Annotated in this window: 23 protein-coding genes; all 23 read right to left on the bottom strand. The window is 33.0% G+C overall.

The window, feature by feature from the left end; genetic code table 11:
* A complete protein-coding gene (locus Q3907_RS00790) occupies positions 1-306 on the bottom strand; it encodes a hypothetical protein (protein ID WP_003864665.1) in 306 nt (101 codons plus the stop codon).
* On the bottom strand, positions 284-2,071 hold the full coding sequence (locus tag Q3907_RS00795; protein WP_003864664.1) for a VirD4-like conjugal transfer protein, CD1115 family: 1,788 nt from the start codon (positions 2,069-2,071) through the stop codon (positions 284-286). The genes Q3907_RS00790 and Q3907_RS00795 overlap by 23 nt, the downstream gene beginning before the upstream one ends.
* Positions 2,058-2,264 (bottom strand): hypothetical protein, encoded by a 207-nt coding sequence (locus Q3907_RS00800; RefSeq protein ID WP_147587362.1) that lies wholly within the window; start codon positions 2,262-2,264, stop codon positions 2,058-2,060. Before Q3907_RS00800 ends, Q3907_RS00795 begins: the two co-directional genes overlap by 14 nt.
* A gap of 5 nt (positions 2,265-2,269) precedes the next feature.
* Positions 2,270-2,989 (bottom strand): PcfB family protein, encoded by a 720-nt coding sequence (locus tag Q3907_RS00805; protein ID WP_003864662.1) that lies wholly within the window; start codon positions 2,987-2,989, stop codon positions 2,270-2,272.
* On the bottom strand, positions 2,986-4,326 hold the full coding sequence (locus Q3907_RS00810) for a relaxase/mobilization nuclease domain-containing protein (RefSeq protein ID WP_301896771.1): 1,341 nt from the start codon (positions 4,324-4,326) through the stop codon (positions 2,986-2,988). Before Q3907_RS00810 ends, Q3907_RS00805 begins: the two co-directional genes overlap by 4 nt.
* Entirely contained in the window at positions 4,299-4,550 is a 252-nt protein-coding gene (locus tag Q3907_RS00815) for a hypothetical protein (protein ID WP_050755934.1), read from the bottom strand. The genes Q3907_RS00810 and Q3907_RS00815 overlap by 28 nt, the downstream gene beginning before the upstream one ends.
* A gap of 64 nt (positions 4,551-4,614) precedes the next feature.
* Positions 4,615-4,758 (bottom strand): hypothetical protein, encoded by a 144-nt coding sequence (locus Q3907_RS00820; RefSeq protein WP_003864659.1) that lies wholly within the window; start codon positions 4,756-4,758, stop codon positions 4,615-4,617.
* Between the two features lie 122 nt (positions 4,759-4,880).
* Entirely contained in the window at positions 4,881-5,090 is a 210-nt protein-coding gene (locus Q3907_RS00825) for a hypothetical protein (protein ID WP_003864658.1), read from the bottom strand.
* 17 nt (positions 5,091-5,107) lie between these two features.
* Positions 5,108-5,806, bottom strand: a complete 699-nt coding sequence (locus Q3907_RS00830; protein ID WP_301896773.1) for a DUF5688 family protein — start codon at positions 5,804-5,806, stop codon at positions 5,108-5,110.
* A gap of 84 nt (positions 5,807-5,890) precedes the next feature.
* On the bottom strand, positions 5,891-6,220 hold the full coding sequence (locus Q3907_RS00835) for a hypothetical protein (RefSeq protein WP_256268411.1): 330 nt from the start codon (positions 6,218-6,220) through the stop codon (positions 5,891-5,893).
* The gene (locus tag Q3907_RS00840; RefSeq protein WP_217293349.1) at positions 6,204-6,752 is read right to left on the bottom strand and encodes a hypothetical protein; all 549 of its coding nucleotides are present in this window, start codon (positions 6,750-6,752) and stop codon (positions 6,204-6,206) included. Before Q3907_RS00840 ends, Q3907_RS00835 begins: the two co-directional genes overlap by 17 nt.
* A gap of 250 nt (positions 6,753-7,002) precedes the next feature.
* On the bottom strand, positions 7,003-7,941 hold the full coding sequence (locus tag Q3907_RS00845) for a DUF3991 and TOPRIM domain-containing protein (protein ID WP_301896776.1): 939 nt from the start codon (positions 7,939-7,941) through the stop codon (positions 7,003-7,005).
* The gene (locus Q3907_RS00850) at positions 7,938-9,617 is read right to left on the bottom strand and encodes an ArdC-like ssDNA-binding domain-containing protein (protein WP_301896777.1); all 1,680 of its coding nucleotides are present in this window, start codon (positions 9,615-9,617) and stop codon (positions 7,938-7,940) included. Before Q3907_RS00850 ends, Q3907_RS00845 begins: the two co-directional genes overlap by 4 nt.
* 87 nt (positions 9,618-9,704) lie before the next feature.
* Positions 9,705-10,136 (bottom strand): hypothetical protein, encoded by a 432-nt coding sequence (locus tag Q3907_RS00855; protein ID WP_003864649.1) that lies wholly within the window; start codon positions 10,134-10,136, stop codon positions 9,705-9,707.
* Positions 10,137-10,221: 85 nt separating this feature from the next.
* On the bottom strand, positions 10,222-10,965 hold the full coding sequence (locus Q3907_RS00860; RefSeq protein ID WP_217293393.1) for a class B sortase: 744 nt from the start codon (positions 10,963-10,965) through the stop codon (positions 10,222-10,224).
* A 5-nt stretch (positions 10,966-10,970) separates the two neighbouring features.
* Complete coding sequence (locus tag Q3907_RS00865; RefSeq protein ID WP_288002571.1) at positions 10,971-13,919, bottom strand: SpaA isopeptide-forming pilin-related protein; 2,949 nt, start codon at positions 13,917-13,919, stop codon at positions 10,971-10,973.
* A gap of 140 nt (positions 13,920-14,059) precedes the next feature.
* Positions 14,060-14,677, bottom strand: a complete 618-nt coding sequence (locus tag Q3907_RS00870; RefSeq protein WP_217293605.1) for a PBECR4 domain-containing protein — start codon at positions 14,675-14,677, stop codon at positions 14,060-14,062.
* 199 nt (positions 14,678-14,876) lie between these two features.
* The gene (locus tag Q3907_RS00875; protein WP_217797733.1) at positions 14,877-15,611 is read right to left on the bottom strand and encodes a hypothetical protein; all 735 of its coding nucleotides are present in this window, start codon (positions 15,609-15,611) and stop codon (positions 14,877-14,879) included.
* A gap of 263 nt (positions 15,612-15,874) precedes the next feature.
* Complete coding sequence (locus Q3907_RS00880; protein WP_301896785.1) at positions 15,875-16,867, bottom strand: ParB/RepB/Spo0J family partition protein; 993 nt, start codon at positions 16,865-16,867, stop codon at positions 15,875-15,877.
* A gap of 5 nt (positions 16,868-16,872) precedes the next feature.
* On the bottom strand, positions 16,873-17,082 hold the full coding sequence (locus Q3907_RS00885; protein ID WP_301896780.1) for a Lar family restriction alleviation protein: 210 nt from the start codon (positions 17,080-17,082) through the stop codon (positions 16,873-16,875).
* Positions 17,075-17,380: a single-stranded DNA-binding protein gene (locus tag Q3907_RS00890; protein WP_288002566.1), complete on the bottom strand. Its 306-nt coding sequence runs from the start codon at positions 17,378-17,380 to the stop codon at positions 17,075-17,077. The genes Q3907_RS00885 and Q3907_RS00890 overlap by 8 nt, the downstream gene beginning before the upstream one ends.
* Positions 17,381-17,390: 10 nt before the next feature.
* Complete coding sequence (locus tag Q3907_RS00895) at positions 17,391-18,209, bottom strand: ParA family protein (protein WP_288002564.1); 819 nt, start codon at positions 18,207-18,209, stop codon at positions 17,391-17,393.
* A 70-nt stretch (positions 18,210-18,279) separates the two neighbouring features.
* Complete coding sequence (gene rhuM / locus Q3907_RS00900) at positions 18,280-19,224, bottom strand: RhuM family protein (RefSeq protein ID WP_301896783.1); 945 nt, start codon at positions 19,222-19,224, stop codon at positions 18,280-18,282.
* Between the last annotated feature and the right edge of the window lie 527 nt (positions 19,225-19,751).

Genomic DNA, 19,751 nt, shown 5'->3' on the forward strand with positions numbered 1-19,751 from the left:
TTAACCTACAATAATATTTAAAATCTCTTTCGCAAACGTAATAATAATTCCACCAGCAACAGTCATAAATCCATTTGCTCTTTGGCTTGGATCGTGGCTTTTTAAAGATAAACCAACCTGCACAATTCCAAAGCCCAATAGAATCATTCCAATAGCTCGAATAAGTCCAAACATAAAATCACTGAAATTATTGACTACAGTGACTGGATCATTAGCTGCATAGACAGGTGTTATAAAGTTTGTGATGAGTATCAATGCTGTATAAGCATAGAACACTACTTTTCTAATTGTTTTTGTTTTCTTCATTTTCTTTGATCTCCTTTACATATTTTTCTACTTCTTCTTGATCTAACAATTCATATTCGTTATCAGTCAAAAGAATATTTTGCCAATCATCAATGAAATGATACGTTTGCCCATGAATATAAGGCTCTCGTCCTCCATCCAATGTCTGCTTAATATTTGGATGTTTTAATAAATCATATTTTTTATCTTTAACAGGGCGTTCTCCCTTAATAAAAAGAAGTCCATAGTTGTTATCCAACAATCGAACTTCATCTGCGGTTAAAAGCTCTCTTCCTGTCTGTTGATAATTTGTAGAATAATTACCACTTCTTCCTTCAGATTTGCCATACGTATTTGTATCCAATGTTTCTTTTCCCAGCAATTCACTGATGTATTTATGTGTACTTTGTTCATTACCACCTAGGTAATACGTTTCATCACAGTTACCTAAAATGGATTCCCAGCTATCTTTGTATAACGCTTTGATCTGAGCCAGGTTCTGTAAAATAATGGATACAAAGATCTGTCTTGAACGCATGGTTGAAAGCAATTTATCAAATTCATCTGGTAAAGCAACATTGGCAAATTCATCCATCAAGAAATGGACGGGTACAGGAAGTTCTCCACCATGTACATAATCCGCCTGGTAATACAACATTTGAAATAACTGGGTGTACAACATTCCAACTACAAAATTGAATGTGGAATCGTTGTCTGGAATAATCGCAAATAAAGCCGTTTTTCTTTCTCCAATCTGTTCTAATTCCATCTCGTCATATTTGGTTAATGATGCAAGTTCTTCCAAATTAAAAGCAGCAAGTCTTACACCAACCGAAATCAGAATCGATTTGGCGGTTTTACCTGCTGCTTGTTTATAAATCTTGTATTGTTTTAAAGCTAATGAATTAGAATCTATCATTTCTAGTCTTTTAAATAACTCATCCAATGGACTTTCGTAGTCTTCTTCATCTTCTTTGACTTCTGCATAATTGAGCATTTCCATGACCATTGTAAAATTCTGTTCATCTTCTGGTGCATAATGGTACAGATATAACATCAGCGCTTCCAATAGTGCTGTTTCACTCTTTTCCCAGAATGGATCATTGGTAGAAGAACCTTTAGGTGTTGTATTACGGATCAAGTTGGTAATTAATTTAAGTACATCCTTATCACTTTGAATATAATGGAATGGATTATATCCAAGAGATTTAGACATATCAATCAAGTCAATGACTTTAATGACATAACAATTCTCTTCTAATAGATGACCAACACTTCGAATGATTTCACCTTTGGGATCCAATACAACAAAACTTGTATTACACTGCATGATGTTTGGTTTTGCATAAAATCTTGTCTTTCCAGCACCAGAGCCACCAATCACAACTGTATTTAAGTTTCGACGATGTTTTTTACCATCTAACCCCATTCGTACATTTTGTGAAAAGACTTTGTTAGCAAAGTAATCTTTATTCGCGTATTTCTTACAAACAGTATTGGGATTTGCCCATTTAGCTGATCCGTATTCTTCAGTTCTTCTATAGTTTTTAGATGAAGATAAATACATCCCAACACCTAATACATAGATTATCAGAAAGATACCGATCGTTTTTAATGTTGAATTCGTCCATTGAATTTGAAATGGATGATTTAAAGCTTCATTAAGATATGGAATTGCATTGATTAATCCTTTATCCATGTAGGGTGCAATAAGCAATGCAAACCAAATTGTTGGTATTAGTAATAAGCCAAGAAACACATATTCATCTTTTTTAGCATCTCTCATAATGATCTTTTATAGAAGGTGAATTTGCATCACAAACTTTTACAATCAATGAATCTAGAAAGTCATAATTCTTATGTGCCATGCGTTGTTTGTCTCTTAAATCGGCAAGAGCACGTACAATAATTCTTCTTTCTGTATCATCGACTTGGATTTCAATCATTTCATCATTTTGTTTTTTAAACCAGTTACGCATATTTGTCATCTCACTTTCTTTTTGGATTTCTTTCTTACCGGATATTTTGGTGCAGAAGATTTTAACTGTTCTTGCTTAATATCTTTTAGCTCCTGACGAACAGATGGTCTATCCGTAGTAGCTGTTGATTTTTTTCTTTCGACGGTTTTCTTCTTGTTTTCTTTCTTCAATGTTTTTGAAGATGGCTCGAACGGAGTACCGTCCTTGCTTGTCCGAGCCTTGTTGGGGTTTGATTTTTCATCCATCAGTTTTGATAACAATGCATCATGTTCTTCATCACTTAAAGGCTTTGCATCTTTGATCTTTTGTTGGGATAAAACCGATTCACGAATTGCTTTAGTATCAATGGTAGCTAAGTCAAATTTATCTACCATTCTAGATATCTTAGAAGCATCTTCTGCTTTGACCATGATATCTACGATCCCATCTGTATTGTTCTTTTCTTTTAATACAGAATAGAGGACACCATAATGTTTTGCTTCTTCACAAAACTTTTTTAAGTCAGAATGGTGAATCGCGAATACTTTTAATTCCTTATTGGATTTTAATAGGTTATCTAGATTTGTTTTTCCTTTGATTTTCTTGTTGTCACTAATGATTGCATACAAAGTGACAGCTAAAGATTTGGCAGCTGTACCACCAGCTTTTAATCCAATTTCAGCAGCTACTTGAATACCTTCTAATGTCATCTTCATCATTTGATCTGCAGTATCGGCACTGTTCATAAATTCAAGCTCCTTTCGTATTCTTTTTGTGTTTGCATACGCTGTGTTTCTAGTGCATTTATCATTTTTAGTTTTTCTTCAATATCGGGTACTCTCTTTTCTATATCTTCGCATATTCGAATTTCCTTTTTCCCATGTGCAATTTTAGAAGTGAGTGTATCTCGATCTTGTTCTAATTGTTGTTTCAAATCATGATTACGACATCTTTTGATTTTGTTGTAAATGGATTTTCTTTGATTCATCCAGTTTTCTATTTGATTGTTTAATTCCAATTTAAAAGCAAGCACATCTTCCACTGTTTCAAGATTGTGCTTGCCAATGAATGTATTTTCATCTGTGATTTTGTCCATATAAATCAAATCCTTTCTAAGTGTTGGACTTGGATATTTTTGTGGTATGCCTTTTGGCTTTAAGATACCTAATTCAAAACAATATCGAATATACATCGCTTTGATTCCTTTTAATTTTCTATGATTGCCTTGATATTCTTTACAAGGTATAACATCTTTAACAGATGACTGCATGGGAAACAAGAAGTTACTGTTAATCCGTTCCATCAAATGTTCTTCATCATAGCGATTATCACGAGTCAGTTTATAAAAGCGAAATGTTCTTTTAGATTGTGGATGTTTTAAAGTCCAATGTTTACCATTCAAATTTACAACATATCCAATTTCTTCAAGACTAGATTGAAACTGTTCAGGTGTTCTTGCATACAATAAAACAGAATCCACGTCATAGCGAATCAATTTCCGTAAATAGATAGAATCATTCTTTTCTGCTTTCCATTCTCCATAATTCATCGCTTTGCCTTCCGGTTTTGTGATGACAGTTAAACCATGCTCTTTACAGATTGCATCATTTAATTCACGGAAGTGATCGATATCAGCTTTCTTATTGTCATACTTTTTACCATCTACCCAGGAAACGGAGTTTACCACGAAATGATTGTGTAGATGGTCTTTATCCAAATGAGTAGAAACAACCACTTCAAATCGATTGCCCCACATTTGTTTAGCAAGCTGAACACCTAATGCATGGCATTGTTCTGGTGTCACTTCACCTGGCTTAAAAGATTGCACCGCATGAAAGGCAAGGCGACCATCCATCTTGTTGTAAGAAAGCTTTGTATTCATCATCTGTTTTAAGGCCGTACGAGGTTCACAATTGATTCCGGTAATAAACTCTTTTTCGTTTGTTTTATAGCCTTGGGTAGTGTAAGTTAAAACTTCTTTTAAACCATCACTCATATCTTCTTTTGTTTTATCTGGATTTTTAATATAGTTTAGGACACGATTTAAATCATCTTTTACTGCCCATATTTTGGTAATTGCCATACTTCCTCCATATTGATTGGTTGTCGAATCAAAATCATAATCTCATTGATTTGATCTTGCAGCTTTTCATAGTTTTCCATGTAAAAGGATTTATCCATTGCATTTTGTGTATAAACAGATATCGCGATTTGATTCATGTTTTCAGCAATCTCTCTTAAAATTTCGATTACTTCGATGAATTCTTTAGTAGGCGCAGGTCTAGGTAACAAACCGTTTATACACATTCGAAGGTAAGATTCTCGTGATAGATTTGATTCTTTAACCAGATTGTTAAGATGATCCAAGTCATTATTCGTTAATCTGACTTTGATTTCTTTTTTCTTCGATTTTGTTTTCATTGTAGAAAGCACCCTGAACAAATAAAACTGTACCCATTCCAATCATTCCACCACCAAGGAAACTGATAAAACATAGTGTTATACTATTAAACATTTTCATGTACCTCCAATTTTAAAAGAGCTATCAACAAATTGTGATAGCTCAGGGTCTTAGGGATATTCCCTAAATACTTGTCTTTTGTCCCCAAAAGACGTTGCTTGTTACAACTGTAGACATTAATTGGCTACAGTCTTTTTCTTGTCCGAAATCAAATCTGCAAGATCTTGATCCATTTTTTCTAGCATTTCCTTCTTTTGATTCAATAATTTTAGATTCGCAGTTAGAATATTGTTTTCATCCGAAAGTGCTTTGATTCGTTCTTCATTTTTGATTTTTTTCTTTTCGATATTGGCAATTCTTTTAATGATATCTTCGTATTTTATCATTTTGAAATCCCCAATCTCTAATGAAGCAATTGCGAATATTTATGTTTATTGATTCGCTTTTCATAGTCATCTGCTTTTTCTAAAATGTGTTCGTCTTTATCGTAATGATACAAATGATCAGATAGCTTTTTATCAGGATCGACCATCTCTGATTTGTTAACTGAAAGAAGCATTTCTTTGACATGATCAATATTTAAAGATGGCGAATCACATAATGCAATACACTCATCTGTTGATGATGGAATAATATATAAGTTATGTTCTAATTTTTCAGCCAAATCATTTAAAACCCCTGCATAGAACATTGTGGCTGCACCATCTGTCTTGTGTTCATTTGTCAAAACAACAAGTTGATGTTCTTTTTCTTCTAAGGCTATATCTTTTGGAATTCCCATCAACATGGTTTCTAGTGGAAGAATTTCAGGCTTCATCATGTTTGGAGATGAGATAAGTGCATCATTATGAAGTTTATTTACATCGATTCCATAGGCATCCATCAGTTGATTTGTAACCTTAGCTGCACAAAAACGTTCATCCGTAGTTTTGATCATGACCTTATAAACAATCGCAAGATCTCCAATAATGGTGTGAGGCATAGTGGTTAAATCATTTTTATTTTCTTCAACATTGATAACTGTCATAAACAAATAATCTTTCACAGCATTGTAATCAAGCAGAGCATTAACATCATCTAAAACTTTGTCGTTGTGTACCATTTTCCACTAACCTCCATCTTTAAATTCTTAAAATAAAAAGCCAATCTTTCTAGATTAGCTGTACTGAATTCCATAGTTTCTATATTATTCATTTTCTAAGTTCTCCATTTCTTCATACAATCCATAGAAGGGATCACTGGTATCTATTTCATTTACTTCATCTTCATAACTATCAATCGCAAATATCATGTATTCAACAATATCGTTATACATATTTCGTTTTGCTTCTTCTAATGCATTGATTCCTTCTTCAAAGGAAATTGTTTCTAAAGTATTTGTGGAAGTTTCTTTTGCATATGTGTAATTTGTAATGGTATCTTCTACAGATTCCAACATGAGTAATTGTGCCTGTACGATTTGTTTATCTTTTGAATGTAAGTTTGCGTAATTATAAATTCTAGTGTTGTAAGTCATTGTTCTTTCCTCCTTTTGACTTTGGCTTTTCCATATCCATTTCATCGAGTTCAATGGAATAAACTCGTTCATTTTGTTGTTCACCAAAAAGTTGAGCCATCAATTCTGAATCGTTCTTTGTGGATTCATAGGCATTCAAATATTCATTATCCACAAGATGAAATTTCTTCTTTTGCGTTTTTTCATTTTCTACAAGTTCTGTAGCTGTAATCTTTAATGCAGCTTCTTCATTAAGTTCCAAGCTATCTGGTGTTTTATTTAAGTCCATCAACAACAATGTTTCATTAAAAAGGATTGGTTCTTCATCCTTCAATGCTTTCATCTGTTTAAACATGATATTTAAAAATTGTTTCTTTACCTGATCATTAACCAATACTTCTACAGGCTGATCTAGAATATCTTTATAATGTTTTGATGGGACAACGGTCGGCTGCTTTGTGTCTGGATTGATATAGGCATAGGTCATACGACTGATATTTTCACAGACTTCTTTTATCTTCATTTTCTGAAATAAATCAAATTGTTTATTCAAATTGCATCACCTTTACTTTCTAAATTTGAATAATAAAAAAGAGAAAGTATCTACTTTCCCTTAATAATAATCACAAATTATATTTTTTCGGATTTCTTTCATGCATCCTCATCTTTCCAAAAGAAATGGCGGGTGTCTTACCCGCCTATGTGTGGACCCGGGTCTTACGACCAGCCCAAGCTTTTAAAAGCTCTTCTTTGCATAATCATCATAGCTAAATAATGCTTCAAAATCAAATTATTTGTATTTCTCATAAATTATTTGCTGTTTTATTAACATATAATAACAATTCATTTACATCCTTGTGCATTTTCGGATGTTCATCTATGCATTGATATTTTGAATTCAGAATAGAAATGATTTTTGCTGTTGCACCAATACCAACTTCATCATTATCTAGATGGAAGATAATTGTTTTGATATTTGGATTTCTTTCTAAATACGCTTTTAGTGCAATAGGAATATCCGCTTCTGATTTACTCGTAATCTTATCACTGGCTCCGGCAAGAGACAGATAATTAAATTCGGTATAATCCATTTCATCCATTTTCAAAAGAGTCATATAGGATAATAAATCAATAGCTGCTTCAAACACATGAAGAACATCATTATTTACATTTGTGTAGTTGAAACTAAATGCTTTATTACTTCCAGCATGATCCAATTTAAAATTTTTAAAGATACTTCGTTTAAATGCATACGCTGGTTTATCTTTATCATATCCAACAAACACTGCATTCTTGAAGTTAGCGGATTGATAAATCATTCCTTTGGATATGAAATCATCCACAATTCCTTTATCGATTTTTCTAATTTCACATAAATAACGAATCACTAAATCATTGTTCTTATCTTTAATAGGTAATTCAAATGGTTTTACAGGTTTTGGATGATAATAAGTGGTAACTGGTGCACTCACATTCATTAAATCTGATAAATAGTTACACGCATCTTTAAATTCATATCCTTCCACAATAATCAAATAATCAAGTGCAGATGTTCCACCTTTGCCTTGTGACCACCAATACCATTTTCCATTTGAAAAATGCAAGGAATCATGATCTCGATGATAATAATCTGTTCTCCCATTTTTTACTAACAGGTCTGGAGCATAGTTTCTTAAATAATCAAAAGCAGATAAGGTTCTTACTTTTTCTAGAACGTCTTTTCGTATAAATCGTTGACTCATCTTTCCAACTCCTTGTTTTTTGGTGCCATTTTTGCAATTCCATGTTCTTTACAAAACTTACGTACACCACTTGGATTTTCTTTTGTGGATAATTCGAATTCATCTGTATAAACCGTTTCGACTTTGTATTTTTGTTCCTGGATATTGTGAATCCACTGATTCATAAATCGATTGAGTTCATTAGCACGAAATGGATCACCATCCACTCGTTCATAAAATTGAAGGTTATCCTGTTGATAAGACTGTGGATAGAGCAGTCTGTTATCTTTATCCACTGTAAATTCAATATCTGGATCAGCCATTAGATCTCCATTCAATTCATAGTTATGAGCCATCGCAAAACGATTTTCATCAATGATTTCCACATTCAGATTCATAAAGCCAGGTGTTGCATATTTCATGTAGTAAGCATCATTTGTAAGTAATGGTTGGGCAATCTGTTCAAATAATTCATAGTTTCTATGTTCGATTGAATTTTCAATAAACCAGTTCTTACTTAAATCAAAATTGGGATCCGTGAATGCTTCAAAACATATTGTTCGTAGTGTTTGATAATAGTCGTGATTGTTTCCAAATAAAAAAGCTTGATCAGAATATTCAAGCTTACTATTGATAACATCATAGATTTGTAGATCCACCATTTCATGAATATCCGAAGTGGATACATTTGGATCATTTAATGCATCTTTATATTGTTCCATCAAAGAAGAAACTTGAATCACAATATCATGATTCATTTGTTCCATTTCTAATGGTGTTATATATTTACTTTTCATTTCTATCATATGCAGTTTCTCCTTGAATACAGGTTCTAGTTGTTCAATCATTTCATGAGCCGTACTTTGAATATTAACTAAGATAGATTTCAATTCATCGAAATCTTTATCAGCATAGCTAGCAATATAACCAAATGAATATTCAGAAGTATCTAGTCCAAAATGATCACATAATACAAAAGCCAACGATTCGGCTTCAATTTCTCGTTGGCTTTGATTTTTATCTGTTTGTTTATGAAGTATGCTGTGAGCATACTCATGAATTAATGTTTTGGCAATTTGTAGATCTTCCAAATCTTTATTAATCACAATCTTATCTTCTTTAGGAGAATAGTATCCCTTAGCTCCTGTCATGAGATTCAAATCTTCTGTTTCTGTTTTAAATTCAATGAGAATTGTACAGATAGATTGCACGGATTGAATGATTGCCTTAGCTTCATTATTAGAACCCGTTAAATCATGAATCAAAGAGGGAAGAGGATCACCAGAAGTTTGTGATATATCAAATACAGTAGTTGTTTTAAAACGAGTCACATTCACTTGCCGTTGTTCTTGAATAGGTGAACCAGCTTCATCCAATTCAACATTTCCGTTTTCATCTACTTTATTAATTAATCGATCTTCTTTATACGTTACAGGAGCAAGAATCATCAATCCTTTTTCACCTTTATCCACATGACGATTAAAGTTTGCCTGCCAGGAACGATATCCTGCAACTAAACTTGCATCTGGCTTTTGAGCCAATATCAATAAAGTGTTGTTCAATGAATAATTGTGGAATTTGCTGCAACAAGATAAATATCGTTTAAAAGAATCAGAAGAATAAACATCTTTTACACCTTGTTCAATCATCTCAAAAGCTTGTTTAGTTTTTTCATCCGAAGATTTATAATTAAACATCTCATCACCGTCCTTTCTAAAATAGGGTAAAAGAAAAGCACTACCGAAGTAATGCTTTCATATGGTATCTCAACATGAATTTATTCATTAATATCCACGATATTTATAAAGCATATCACTGAGCTCTTCATTTTTCTTTATAAAATCCAACAAATATTCTTTGGTTATTTCAAATTGAATATTTCCATCTTTTTTTCGAGTTTTTGTCGCAAGTATTTGCTCTCCTTGTTTTGATGTAATTCTAAATCCATGAATTATTCTATTTCTCATCTCAACTATTTCAGAAAATAATATTTCAATATCCTTATTTCCTGTATTTCTAGAAATTGTATCTGCTATAGATTTTTTAAGTTTTCCAGATTCCAAATCAATAAGATTATACCAATCATATGCATTGCTTGTATGAATAATATTTTCTATAATAAATCCATTATTTGAACTAAAGACACACAGAGCACTACCCAACAATTCACGATATTCTTTTGAGGGTAATGATTGTCTTGTGTAAGGTTCGTACATTTTTATGCCTCCTCGTTTTGTAATCTATCTAATCCAACAGTAGCATAGAACTATTAACATTTCATGAATTTATAGATTTTTTGAATTAGTCTGTTCTTTTTGCTAGTATCACAATTCTCTTGTTATCATTTCTTGTATCGCAAGTCACTAAAGTCATCAGCTTATCATCCGTATTGACTGAAATACCTGTTTTATAAAGCCCTCGATTGATAGAATCAGAAATAAAGGCATTGAATGAAGTATCTGAATCCCAACTGGATTGTGTAAATTCTAAAGAATCATTTAAATTGTTTAGATCTACATTCATTACTTCAAATATCTGATAAGTTCTTGTTTCATTTTCTGTAATGAACTTGAATGTTTGATGTTCTTTGTAGCAGCTTTGATCAATATAGCTCATTAATGGAGTAAAAATGATACTATTCCATTTACTAGAATGCCCATAGATGACAACATTTTTAGAATCAATATTTCCATCTGCTGATACAAAAGGGATACCTGCATTGGCATATTCTTTCTTGATGTTTTTTCGCACATAGTAGTCATTATCTGGAGCCTGTACAACAGGTTCATAAATAACCCGATTATCGAATTCTAGAATACCAACTACGTCTTTATTTGTTTTTTGGAGTAAAGATAAAGAAAGCTCCTTTTCAGAAGCTCCCTTATCATCTTTATTATCCTTTGCTGTTTTACTTGGTTTAGATTCTACATAGTATTCTGAATAATCATAAGATTTCTTTGTTCCAAACTCACTATATAGAATGCCACCTAATAGACTTGCAGTAACTATCGCAAGTGCTGCTATTTTTATTTTCTTATGTTTCATACTATTTATACCCCTGTATTTGGAACAACGATACGTGCATTTTCAAAATAATAAATGATTGTATCCGTATCCTTATCACCTTCAACTTTATAAGCTTTGGATTTATCGGCTAACTGATAAGAAGTAGGCGCTTTGATTTCCTTGAACTCATATTCATGGCCGTAAATGGCATCCGCTAATACTGCTTTTCCATCTTTGATCACATGTTTACTAACCTTGTCATCACCAACTTTACGAGAATAATAAATTCCATCATCTACATCTAAGATGATTTGTTTATTTTCATCCGTTTTAACTGTCTTGATGATCTTTTTGAAATCTTCATCCTTAGAGATTTCGTATTCTTCATTAGCATCATCACCAACGATCATTAACTGACCAGATGCAAGGGTAGTGACAAAAGATTTAGCTGTCTTATCATAGACTTCAAAAATGGCTCCATTTAAGAAATGATCATGATGATCTTTATCCACCTTGTTGACATCTAGTTCAATACGACGTTTTTCATTGTGCAATTCCATAGGAACGATAACAGTTGATTTTGTTGTATCTTCATCATAGTTGAATGTGAAATCATGTTTTTCTTCATCTAATTTAAAGCCTACATTTGTTTCAAGTTCTTTAACGTAATAATCACCTGTAGGAAGATCTAAATGTTCAACATTTTTACCATCTTTATCAATCGTTAATGTGCCAACTAGTCCATCAGCAGGAATGATGACTTTATCATCTACAGTAATATCCTTTTTAGAATAAACACCAAAGACAACATCTTTGTAGGCTTCTTTATCTTCATCTTCAAATGTCTTAGTGATCTGTAAATCCAACTTTTGTCTTTCGTTGACATAAGACTGTTTGATTTCGACTACATCGATCATCTGACCCGCATATTCAATATCAAAGTTATAGCTGTTTTCATCTAATACATATCCAGTCTGTGTTGTGGTTTCTTTAATAGAATATTTACCTAACTGAAGCAATGATGAAGTTGTAACACCATCACCTGTAGTAAATGTATCTACAACATCTCCTTTGTGGAACCATACTGTTCCTTCTGGAGTAACGATATCTTCACGTGCTGTGATTTCATACGTAACACCAGATAGATATTTTTCTTTATAGACTGGTGAATAAAGTGTTCCATAATCTGTTTCGGATTCTTTAGCTCCTGACAACATTTCACCACTCTTTTCAACATAGACCTGTCCTTTTTGTGTTTTGTTGTCAAAGTTCATAAAAATTTCTGTACTTGATCCATCTACATTGATTGGAATTTCCGTATCTTTTAATACGTAACCATGTGGTGCTTTGATTTCAACCAATTTATATTCTCCATATTTTAAAGGAGCAGGTAAGTGAACAGAACCATCCTCATCGGTTTTAAATACATCTGTTGTATATTTTTTAGGATATGTCACAGTCTGAGTTACATAGTTTCCATCTGCATCTTTGATTTTGAATTCAACACCAGCAGCAGGAATACGTTTACCTGTTTCACTGTCCGTTTTATAGATGGTTAATTCGGCTTTGATTGTATCGTTATAGATATTGTAAAAATAGGTCTTTTGATCTTTATCAATCTTTACTTCAAATGGTTTTAAAATATCATAGCCAGTTGTTTCATGTTCTTTGACGATATATGTTCCATAAGGAAGATAATCACTGATTGCTCGACCATCTTCATCCGTTGTTAGTGTAGATACAACTTTGCCACTTGATTTTAGGATAATATCAAACTTAAATCCTTTACCAGGCTTTTGAACATTCGACTGGAATAATCCATATTTCTCTTTATCGATTGTCTTGGCAATTTCAATACGACCTTTAATAACCTGATCTTTGATTGTTGTAGAAAAAGTTGAAGGAGTATTATTACCTGAATATTTGAGTTCAACACTATTACAAGAACTGTTTGTTAAATATCCTTCTGGAGAAGTGACCTCACATACATTCAAAGTTGTTCCCACTGGATATTTTTTAGATTTAGCTTTTGAACCATTTGTCGTAATTGTTTCTAAAGTATTTCCACTTGAATCTTTGATGGCAAATGTTGCTCCATTGAAAGTTGCATCACCTTGCGTAGATGTTCCAGTTTCTGCATCTTGCTTTTCAACTTCGATATCAGCATATAGCAATTCAAAATTTAATTTGAAATTAGGAGAAGGATCTCTTCTGCTTGCCAGATAAATAACACGCTGATAACCTCCACTTCCATAAATAATATTGACGTCTCTTGCTCCAAAGTTTCTTGAGAAGGTAAGTGTTTTATCATAGTTTTCTGAAGTGATGGATACCGTTAAATCATTTCCATTTACAGAAGCATTAACACCATTTCCACTTGTAATAGAATAATTGCTTAATGTTCCTTTTGAATCTGTTAAAGTAACTGGAGTATTTAGTCCCATTTTGATTGTTTGGTTATTGAATGAAGGTCTTCCTTGAGGTGTACTTCTTAAGTTGTTAATTTCATTCATTTCATTTGAAATATCATATGTTGTCGTTCCATCCATATAGTACGGTTGATACCAATTGCCAGTAACAACTTGCCAGATCATGATTTGAGTAGCTACATAATAGTTTTCACTTTCATGTCCTGGATAAGAATAACCATAATAATTGATTTCCCAAATAGCTTGTCTTTGGCTTTCACTTAGTTCATCCCATTTGGCACTATCTGGAACATAATCATTACCAGCTATAAACAATTGCATCGGCTCAATACAAAATACGGTTTTATCACCAACATATAAATGTGAGATATAATCAAATCCGTACTGGTTTTCGATATAAATCATGGCATATCGTGTCCCACAGGAAGTTGTATCGGTCATCATCGTATCATTTTCATTTATGATTTGATCAGGAAATACATCTTCCAAATAGCCTAATTCTGTAATTGTATCTAAATCATTTTCTGTAGTAGTTTCTTCTGCATGTACTGTGATTATATTCATAAATGAATTCAATATCACTAGTGCAGAAAGAAAGAACTTGCTGCCTTTCTTTAATATATTTTTCATCTTCTTTTTCCTTTCATTTAGGTTGTTGCAACAAAAAAGCGAGAATTTTTCCTCGCTAAAATAATGTATTTCATTTAGATTAAGTTTTTTGATATCAAGTGATAAATATCTTTATGATAATAAGATAATATTTGCTCATTTCCATATTCTATTTTATTAAATGTTTTATCCTTTTTTTCTTTAGATAGTATTAAGTCAATTTGATTGGTACTCATATTAAGCATATTACCTTTAAGAAGTGTTTTGGGTCTTGAATAAATTCCTTCAGAAAAACCAATTGTTATTTTATTGTCCGATGTAGCAATTACACAACTGACTTTATTTTTGCGAAACCCTTCTTCGATATATAGCTCTTGTGCAAAAAAATTATTTATGTTTTCTAAAGCTGATATTTTTCTTCTAACCGAACCTTTTACACTTTTTTCACTTTGATTCTTTTTTGAAAAATCAAAATCATTTTCAGTAAGAGTATCATTAAAACATTTTTCAAAAAATTCAGAAGGAGTTAGAGTTGTATGAACGCCTACTAAATGCAAGTAGTTATCCTTGTTTGCAACTAAAATATAGTATTTGCGATTCGTAAAACATTTCGAACAAATTAGGTATTGCCGATCAATAAAGATTTTTTTATATATTTTTGATTGATCAATTATTGATTGACATACCCTTTGTTTAAATGAAATATTATTCATACAATTCTCTCTTTCTAAAATTAAAAGGCGATTGCTCGCCTTTTAAGATGTTTAGCAGTTTTCTCTGCACTGGAACAAGTTTTAGGTCTTTGTTCCGACCAATGGTATGGGTTTATAGTCTCCATACCGACTCTTCATTTATAATATATCATTTTTACTAATAAGATACAATTTAAATGAGTTTTCTTATAAACCTTTTTTATTGAATCAAACTTCCATTGCTCCAAAGATTTAATCCATAATAAGCAATGCTGTGATCATTTCGATATACTGGTTGAACAGAATAGTTTGTAATTTCAATATCACCGATGTACATTACTTCATCCAGGTAATACATTCCGCCCACCTCTGCTTCAGCCTGTGAACTATAAGTTGCATAGTAAAAGTTCGTATCCATAATCACATCACAACTTACATCTGGATTGACTCCACCAGGACAAGCATAACATGGCCTTGCTAGTTCTGGAGTAGGTGTAGATTCTACTACAGGTTCTTGTTTGGATTCAGTAGGCTTTTCAATAGGTTGACTTACAACATCTTTTTTTGATTTATCTGATGTATTGGAACTGTTTGAAGTTGAAGATTTTTGGTCTGAACCAGAAGAACTCTTAGTAGAACTTTCTTTCTTGGAATTTTGCCTTTTACCTTCCGAAGAAACACTTGTTGTTTTGAATTCACTTTTGCCCGTAACTTTTTCTTTCTGTTTTTCTTCCTTGGATTCAGGTTTCTTCATTGTATCTCCAGCGCCTGTTTTCTCATCTTTGCCAACATTTTCATGTTCACTAACTATAGCTTCATGTTTACTAACACTTAAAGAAGTATCTTCCATAAACTTTTCCACTGTTGGAACAGATACATCCTGGTTCATGTTGAAAACAATTCCAGTACCAATAAGTACACTTGAAACACAGAACGCAATTAACTTTGTCTTCATTGACTTAACCTCCAATTATATTCACTGATAATTTCTACTATCTTTAAAATACAAGTTCTTCTAAATAATTACCTAGATACAAATATTTCTACTACTTACTCAATAACAACATTTTTTCTTTTTCGGTAGGTAATAAAGATTCTTTCGGTAGGTAGGAGGGGTTTTAGGGGAGGTCACAGTCACACGTCCTGATGCAAAGACAAACTGCCCCTCCAACAGTTTGGAAACAATCACAAGTAGAAAAAAAGCAGTTGCACATTCAACTACCGTTCTTGTTCTCGTGATCTTTTCTTTGCCCAGTTTTCTAGCAAGTGAATCATAAGATCCTTTTTCTTGCCTGGTGTGAAGTCCTTGGGAAAATATTTATCGATTTCCTTCATTTGAAAAGATAACTTTTCTCTTTGATTTGGTTTTTCTTCCGATAAAGTATCTTCAATGAATTCTGTAGTTAGCTTGCCATCATGACTCAACCGCTTGAATTCCTGACATTGAGCAAGTGACGGTGTCCTTTGATTTTCAACAATCGCATTGGCTAAATCATACTGTTCGGATTCTGTTAAATATGAAAGTTCAACAGCCGGATTAAATGCAATCTTGATTTCATTTTCATGTCGTCCATCTACCATTTCCTGTAATGGTTCAATCAGATAGGTTAAGCGAATAAATCGTTGAATTTGTTTCCTGCTAATTCCAACTTGCTCAGCCAATGCATAATCAGAACGATTTTCTTCATCTGACTTCGGGCCAACTTGACCCGAAGTTGTCTTATATTCAATTCCTAATTCATCATCTGGTATTTCTTCAATTCGTTTTCCTTGATGTTTCATGGCTTCCAATCGCATTTTGTAGGCATAACCACGTTCGCTAGGATAAATGTTTTCTCGTTGAATATTGGAGTCGACCATTAAGATTGTTGCCTGGTCATCATCCAAATCACGGATAATTACATTCATTTCCTTTTTTCCTAGCTGTGACAAGGCAAATTTACGCCTGTGACCGGAAATCATTTCATACGTTCCATCTTTTTTGGGACGAACTAATGCAGGCATCAGCATATCGTTTTCTTTAATCGAATCAATAAGCTTTGCCATATCCTCATCCATCGTGACATGGAAGGGATGTTCTTTAAAATCTGTAATCTTATCTATAGGAATCGCCATTACTTTTTCGCTATTAGCTTCTTGTCTTTCTTCTTCCGTAGAAAAAAGGGAATCATAGCTAGGCAATCCTAAATCTAGTTTTGGCAAATGTGCCACCTCCTTTAAAATAGAGTAAGTTGTATCGTGCTTTTCATTGCTTGATTGTTCCATTCATCAATAGCTTGATCAGAAGTTTGTCTAGTCTGTGCCCTGGCAGAACACAAAGTACATGTAACATATTGACCATAATAGCCATTGATTCGTTTACTGTCCCAGTCAATCAACAAATGTGCTGCACCATGACAATAGGGACATCGTTTAATTCTAGTCATTTAACAATTCAAAAGACTCAACAACGACATTGGTTGAATACTGTTTTTTACCATCTTTTTCATAAGAGCTTGTACGAAGATTTCCAACAATACAAAATCCTGTATCTTTATCACCATGCTTACAGATATCATCTGCCATATCACCAAAGGCAATACAGTTAATATAATCTGTCCATGGTTTCTTTCCATCTCTTAAACAAGCTAAAGAGAACTTTACAAAATTATTTCCTTTTCCATTCTTGGATACTTCAATATCTCTTGTCAAAGTTCCAAATAATTCCACATGATTGTTTTTCATTTCAATTCTCCTAAAGACTCATTTCATCTTTATGTTTTACTTTTGGATTTTTTATCAATTCTTTTGTCAGATTATCATAAGCAACAGCCACTTTTGAATCTTTGGCATATGCATAGATACTTTTACCGGAAATAGATGCTTCACTGGCTTTCGTAGCTTTTGGAATGATCGTATCAAATACACGGATGTTCTTTCCAAAGCTTTCTCGTATCGTATCAATCGTGCTTTTGGTAATGTTGGTATTTAGATCTGCAAGTGTCATTACAATTCCTGTAATCTTCAAATTACTATTGATCTTACGCTGCACTTTAGTGACCGTCTGTAACAATTTCGTCATTCCTTTAGCTGGTAAATACTGTGTTTGTACTGGTATTAATACTTCATCTGCAGCAGACAACGCATTGACGGTAAGCATACCAAGAGAAGGTGGACAATCAATAAAGATGTAATCGTATTTATCTCTTAATGGTTCAATACAATTACTTAATGTCTGTTCTCGGTTAATGACACTGACTAAACGCATTTCAAAATCGGCCAATTCAATGTTTGCCGGAATCAGATCTACATCTTCTTCATGATGCAAAATCAAAGAATCATAATCAATATCATTGTCATTTATATAATCATCTAGCATAGAAGATACAGAATGTTCGAGTGCATCATTGTTTTTCCAACCTAAACAACTTGTTAAATCACCCTGTGGATCAAAATCTACAATTAATACATCAAATCCCTGTCGAGATAAACCAATTGCTACATTCTCTGTTGTTGTTGTTTTACCAACGCCACCTTTTTGATTCGTGACTGCGATTACTTTACATTTACACATAAAAAAACTCCTTTCCCACAACCAACCATTTGTTGGCTATGTAAAAGGAGCAGGGAATAAAGAGCATAGATTAAGCTTTTAAGAAATTCATAACTAGCTTGACCATTGTTTCTTTTTCCTCTGGTCTAGATTCGGCAATCATTAATGTAATAGCAACTAAGGCGCTATCTGAAATGATTTGTTTTCCATCAATGATTAAATGTTGATTCTTATTCAAAAATTCAAGAAAAATGGAAGCGCCAATTCGTTTGCATCCATCTACAAAAGGATGATCTTTGACTAGAAAGTACAGTAGATTAGCTGCCTTTTCTTCAATGCTTGGATAGGCTTCTTGTCCAAATACATTTTGATATACAGCTGCAATAATTCCATTCAATTTGCCTGGTTCTTTTTCAACACCAAATACATCAGAAAATCCACCATATTTCATAGAATCAATAAGAGTTCTGCACTCTTCATAGGTTAATTGGTAAATAGAGTCTTTACCTTTTGGTTTAGAAATACACCCATGATCATAATCATCAAGTAATGATAGTGCATTTGAATAGGCTTCAATGACATTCAAAACTTCTTTTTCCTCAATACCTAAAGTAGAAGCTAACATTCTGGATTGAATTGAAACAGTTTTATTTAGTACCTCAATCCTTTTTTCATTTATTGCATATCCCTTCATCATGTAGTCTTTTAATATAGAAGTGGCCCATTTTCGAAAGATAACACCATTTTGAGATTTCACACGATATCCCACGGAAATAATCATATCCAAATTATAGTATTCAATAGATCTTTGTATTTTTCTGTTTCCTTCAGTTTGAACTGTCGCAAATTTTGCGACAGTTGAATCATCTAATTCTTCTTTTAAAGCATTGTTAATATGCTTACCAATGGTTTTAACGTCTCTGTCAAATAATTGTGCAAGTTGATTACGATTTAACCATACTGTTTCATTATCTGGTGATACTGTAACATCCAGCTGTAAATCACCATTTACAAATTTAATAATTTCATTGTTCATGTTTTCTCCAATCTTTTTATATTTGAATGATTTTAATAAAGAGTTTCTTTAAAGAAACTATAGCATAGTAAGCTTTATTCATCAAAACTGTAATAATCTTTCTTCATAGTCAGGTGTTTAGACTATGTAAATACTGTATTTTGAGTCTAGTAGGCATTCAAGAGAGCATCCGAACGGTTCGGATTCTGTCGGGGACGCCAAATTTTTTCGGGCCCTGTGCCATAGGGTTCGAATGCATGTCGGGGGCACCCAAAAATGGGGGAAAAGTGTTCGACCGACCTGTGCTAATTCGAACTTTTTTGCTAATATTTTGCTAATTAGAGGGGTTCGGATGACGTCATCCGAACCATCATTCGAACCTATTTATTAGCACAAAACGGACAAAAATGAAGAATCAAAAAAGTGCTAAAAATGCCGTATTTACGGCACAATTAACACTTCACAATATCAAGCGGACAAAATACAGGGTCAGCTCCTAAGCGAAAGGTCGTAGGTTCGACTCCTATCTGGGACGCCATATTGAGTTA

The organism is uncultured Holdemanella sp., assembly GCF_958348295.1.
Lineage (GTDB): Bacteria > Bacillota_I > Bacilli_A > Erysipelotrichales > Erysipelotrichaceae > Holdemanella.

What these genes read in the sequence shown, in the direction of transcription:
- Q3907_RS00790 (WP_003864665.1), bottom strand. Translation starts at nt 306, where the DNA reads ATGAAGAAAACAAAAACAATTAGAAAAGTAGTGTTCTATGCTTATACA.
- Q3907_RS00795 (WP_003864664.1), bottom strand. Translation starts at nt 2,071, where the DNA reads ATGAGAGATGCTAAAAAAGATGAATATGTGTTTCTTGGCTTATTACTA.
- Q3907_RS00800 (WP_147587362.1), bottom strand. Translation starts at nt 2,264, where the DNA reads ATGCGTAACTGGTTTAAAAAACAAAATGATGAAATGATTGAAATCCAA.
- Q3907_RS00805 (WP_003864662.1), bottom strand. Translation starts at nt 2,989, where the DNA reads ATGAACAGTGCCGATACTGCAGATCAAATGATGAAGATGACATTAGAA.
- Q3907_RS00810 (WP_301896771.1), bottom strand. Translation starts at nt 4,326, where the DNA reads ATGGCAATTACCAAAATATGGGCAGTAAAAGATGATTTAAATCGTGTC.
- Q3907_RS00815 (WP_050755934.1), bottom strand. Translation starts at nt 4,550, where the DNA reads ATGTGTATAAACGGTTTGTTACCTAGACCTGCGCCTACTAAAGAATTC.
- Q3907_RS00820 (WP_003864659.1), bottom strand. Translation starts at nt 4,758, where the DNA reads ATGTTTAATAGTATAACACTATGTTTTATCAGTTTCCTTGGTGGTGGA.
- Q3907_RS00825 (WP_003864658.1), bottom strand. Translation starts at nt 5,090, where the DNA reads ATGATAAAATACGAAGATATCATTAAAAGAATTGCCAATATCGAAAAG.
- Q3907_RS00830 (WP_301896773.1), bottom strand. Translation starts at nt 5,806, where the DNA reads ATGGTACACAACGACAAAGTTTTAGATGATGTTAATGCTCTGCTTGAT.
- Q3907_RS00835 (WP_256268411.1), bottom strand. Translation starts at nt 6,220, where the DNA reads ATGACTTACAACACTAGAATTTATAATTACGCAAACTTACATTCAAAA.
- Q3907_RS00845 (WP_301896776.1), bottom strand. Translation starts at nt 7,941, where the DNA reads ATGAGTCAACGATTTATACGAAAAGACGTTCTAGAAAAAGTAAGAACC.
- Q3907_RS00850 (WP_301896777.1), bottom strand. Translation starts at nt 9,617, where the DNA reads ATGTTTAATTATAAATCTTCGGATGAAAAAACTAAACAAGCTTTTGAG.
- Q3907_RS00855 (WP_003864649.1), bottom strand. Translation starts at nt 10,136, where the DNA reads ATGTACGAACCTTACACAAGACAATCATTACCCTCAAAAGAATATCGT.
- Q3907_RS00860 (WP_217293393.1), bottom strand. Translation starts at nt 10,965, where the DNA reads ATGAAACATAAGAAAATAAAAATAGCAGCACTTGCGATAGTTACTGCA.
- Q3907_RS00865 (WP_288002571.1), bottom strand. Translation starts at nt 13,919, where the DNA reads ATGAATATAATCACAGTACATGCAGAAGAAACTACTACAGAAAATGAT.
- Q3907_RS00870 (WP_217293605.1), bottom strand. Translation starts at nt 14,677, where the DNA reads ATGAATAATATTTCATTTAAACAAAGGGTATGTCAATCAATAATTGAT.
- Q3907_RS00875 (WP_217797733.1), bottom strand. Translation starts at nt 15,611, where the DNA reads ATGAAGACAAAGTTAATTGCGTTCTGTGTTTCAAGTGTACTTATTGGT.
- Q3907_RS00885 (WP_301896780.1), bottom strand. Translation starts at nt 17,082, where the DNA reads ATGACTAGAATTAAACGATGTCCCTATTGTCATGGTGCAGCACATTTG.
- Q3907_RS00890 (WP_288002566.1), bottom strand. Translation starts at nt 17,380, where the DNA reads ATGAAAAACAATCATGTGGAATTATTTGGAACTTTGACAAGAGATATT.
- Q3907_RS00895 (WP_288002564.1), bottom strand. Translation starts at nt 18,209, where the DNA reads ATGTGTAAATGTAAAGTAATCGCAGTCACGAATCAAAAAGGTGGCGTT.
- rhuM (WP_301896783.1), bottom strand. Translation starts at nt 19,224, where the DNA reads ATGAACAATGAAATTATTAAATTTGTAAATGGTGATTTACAGCTGGAT.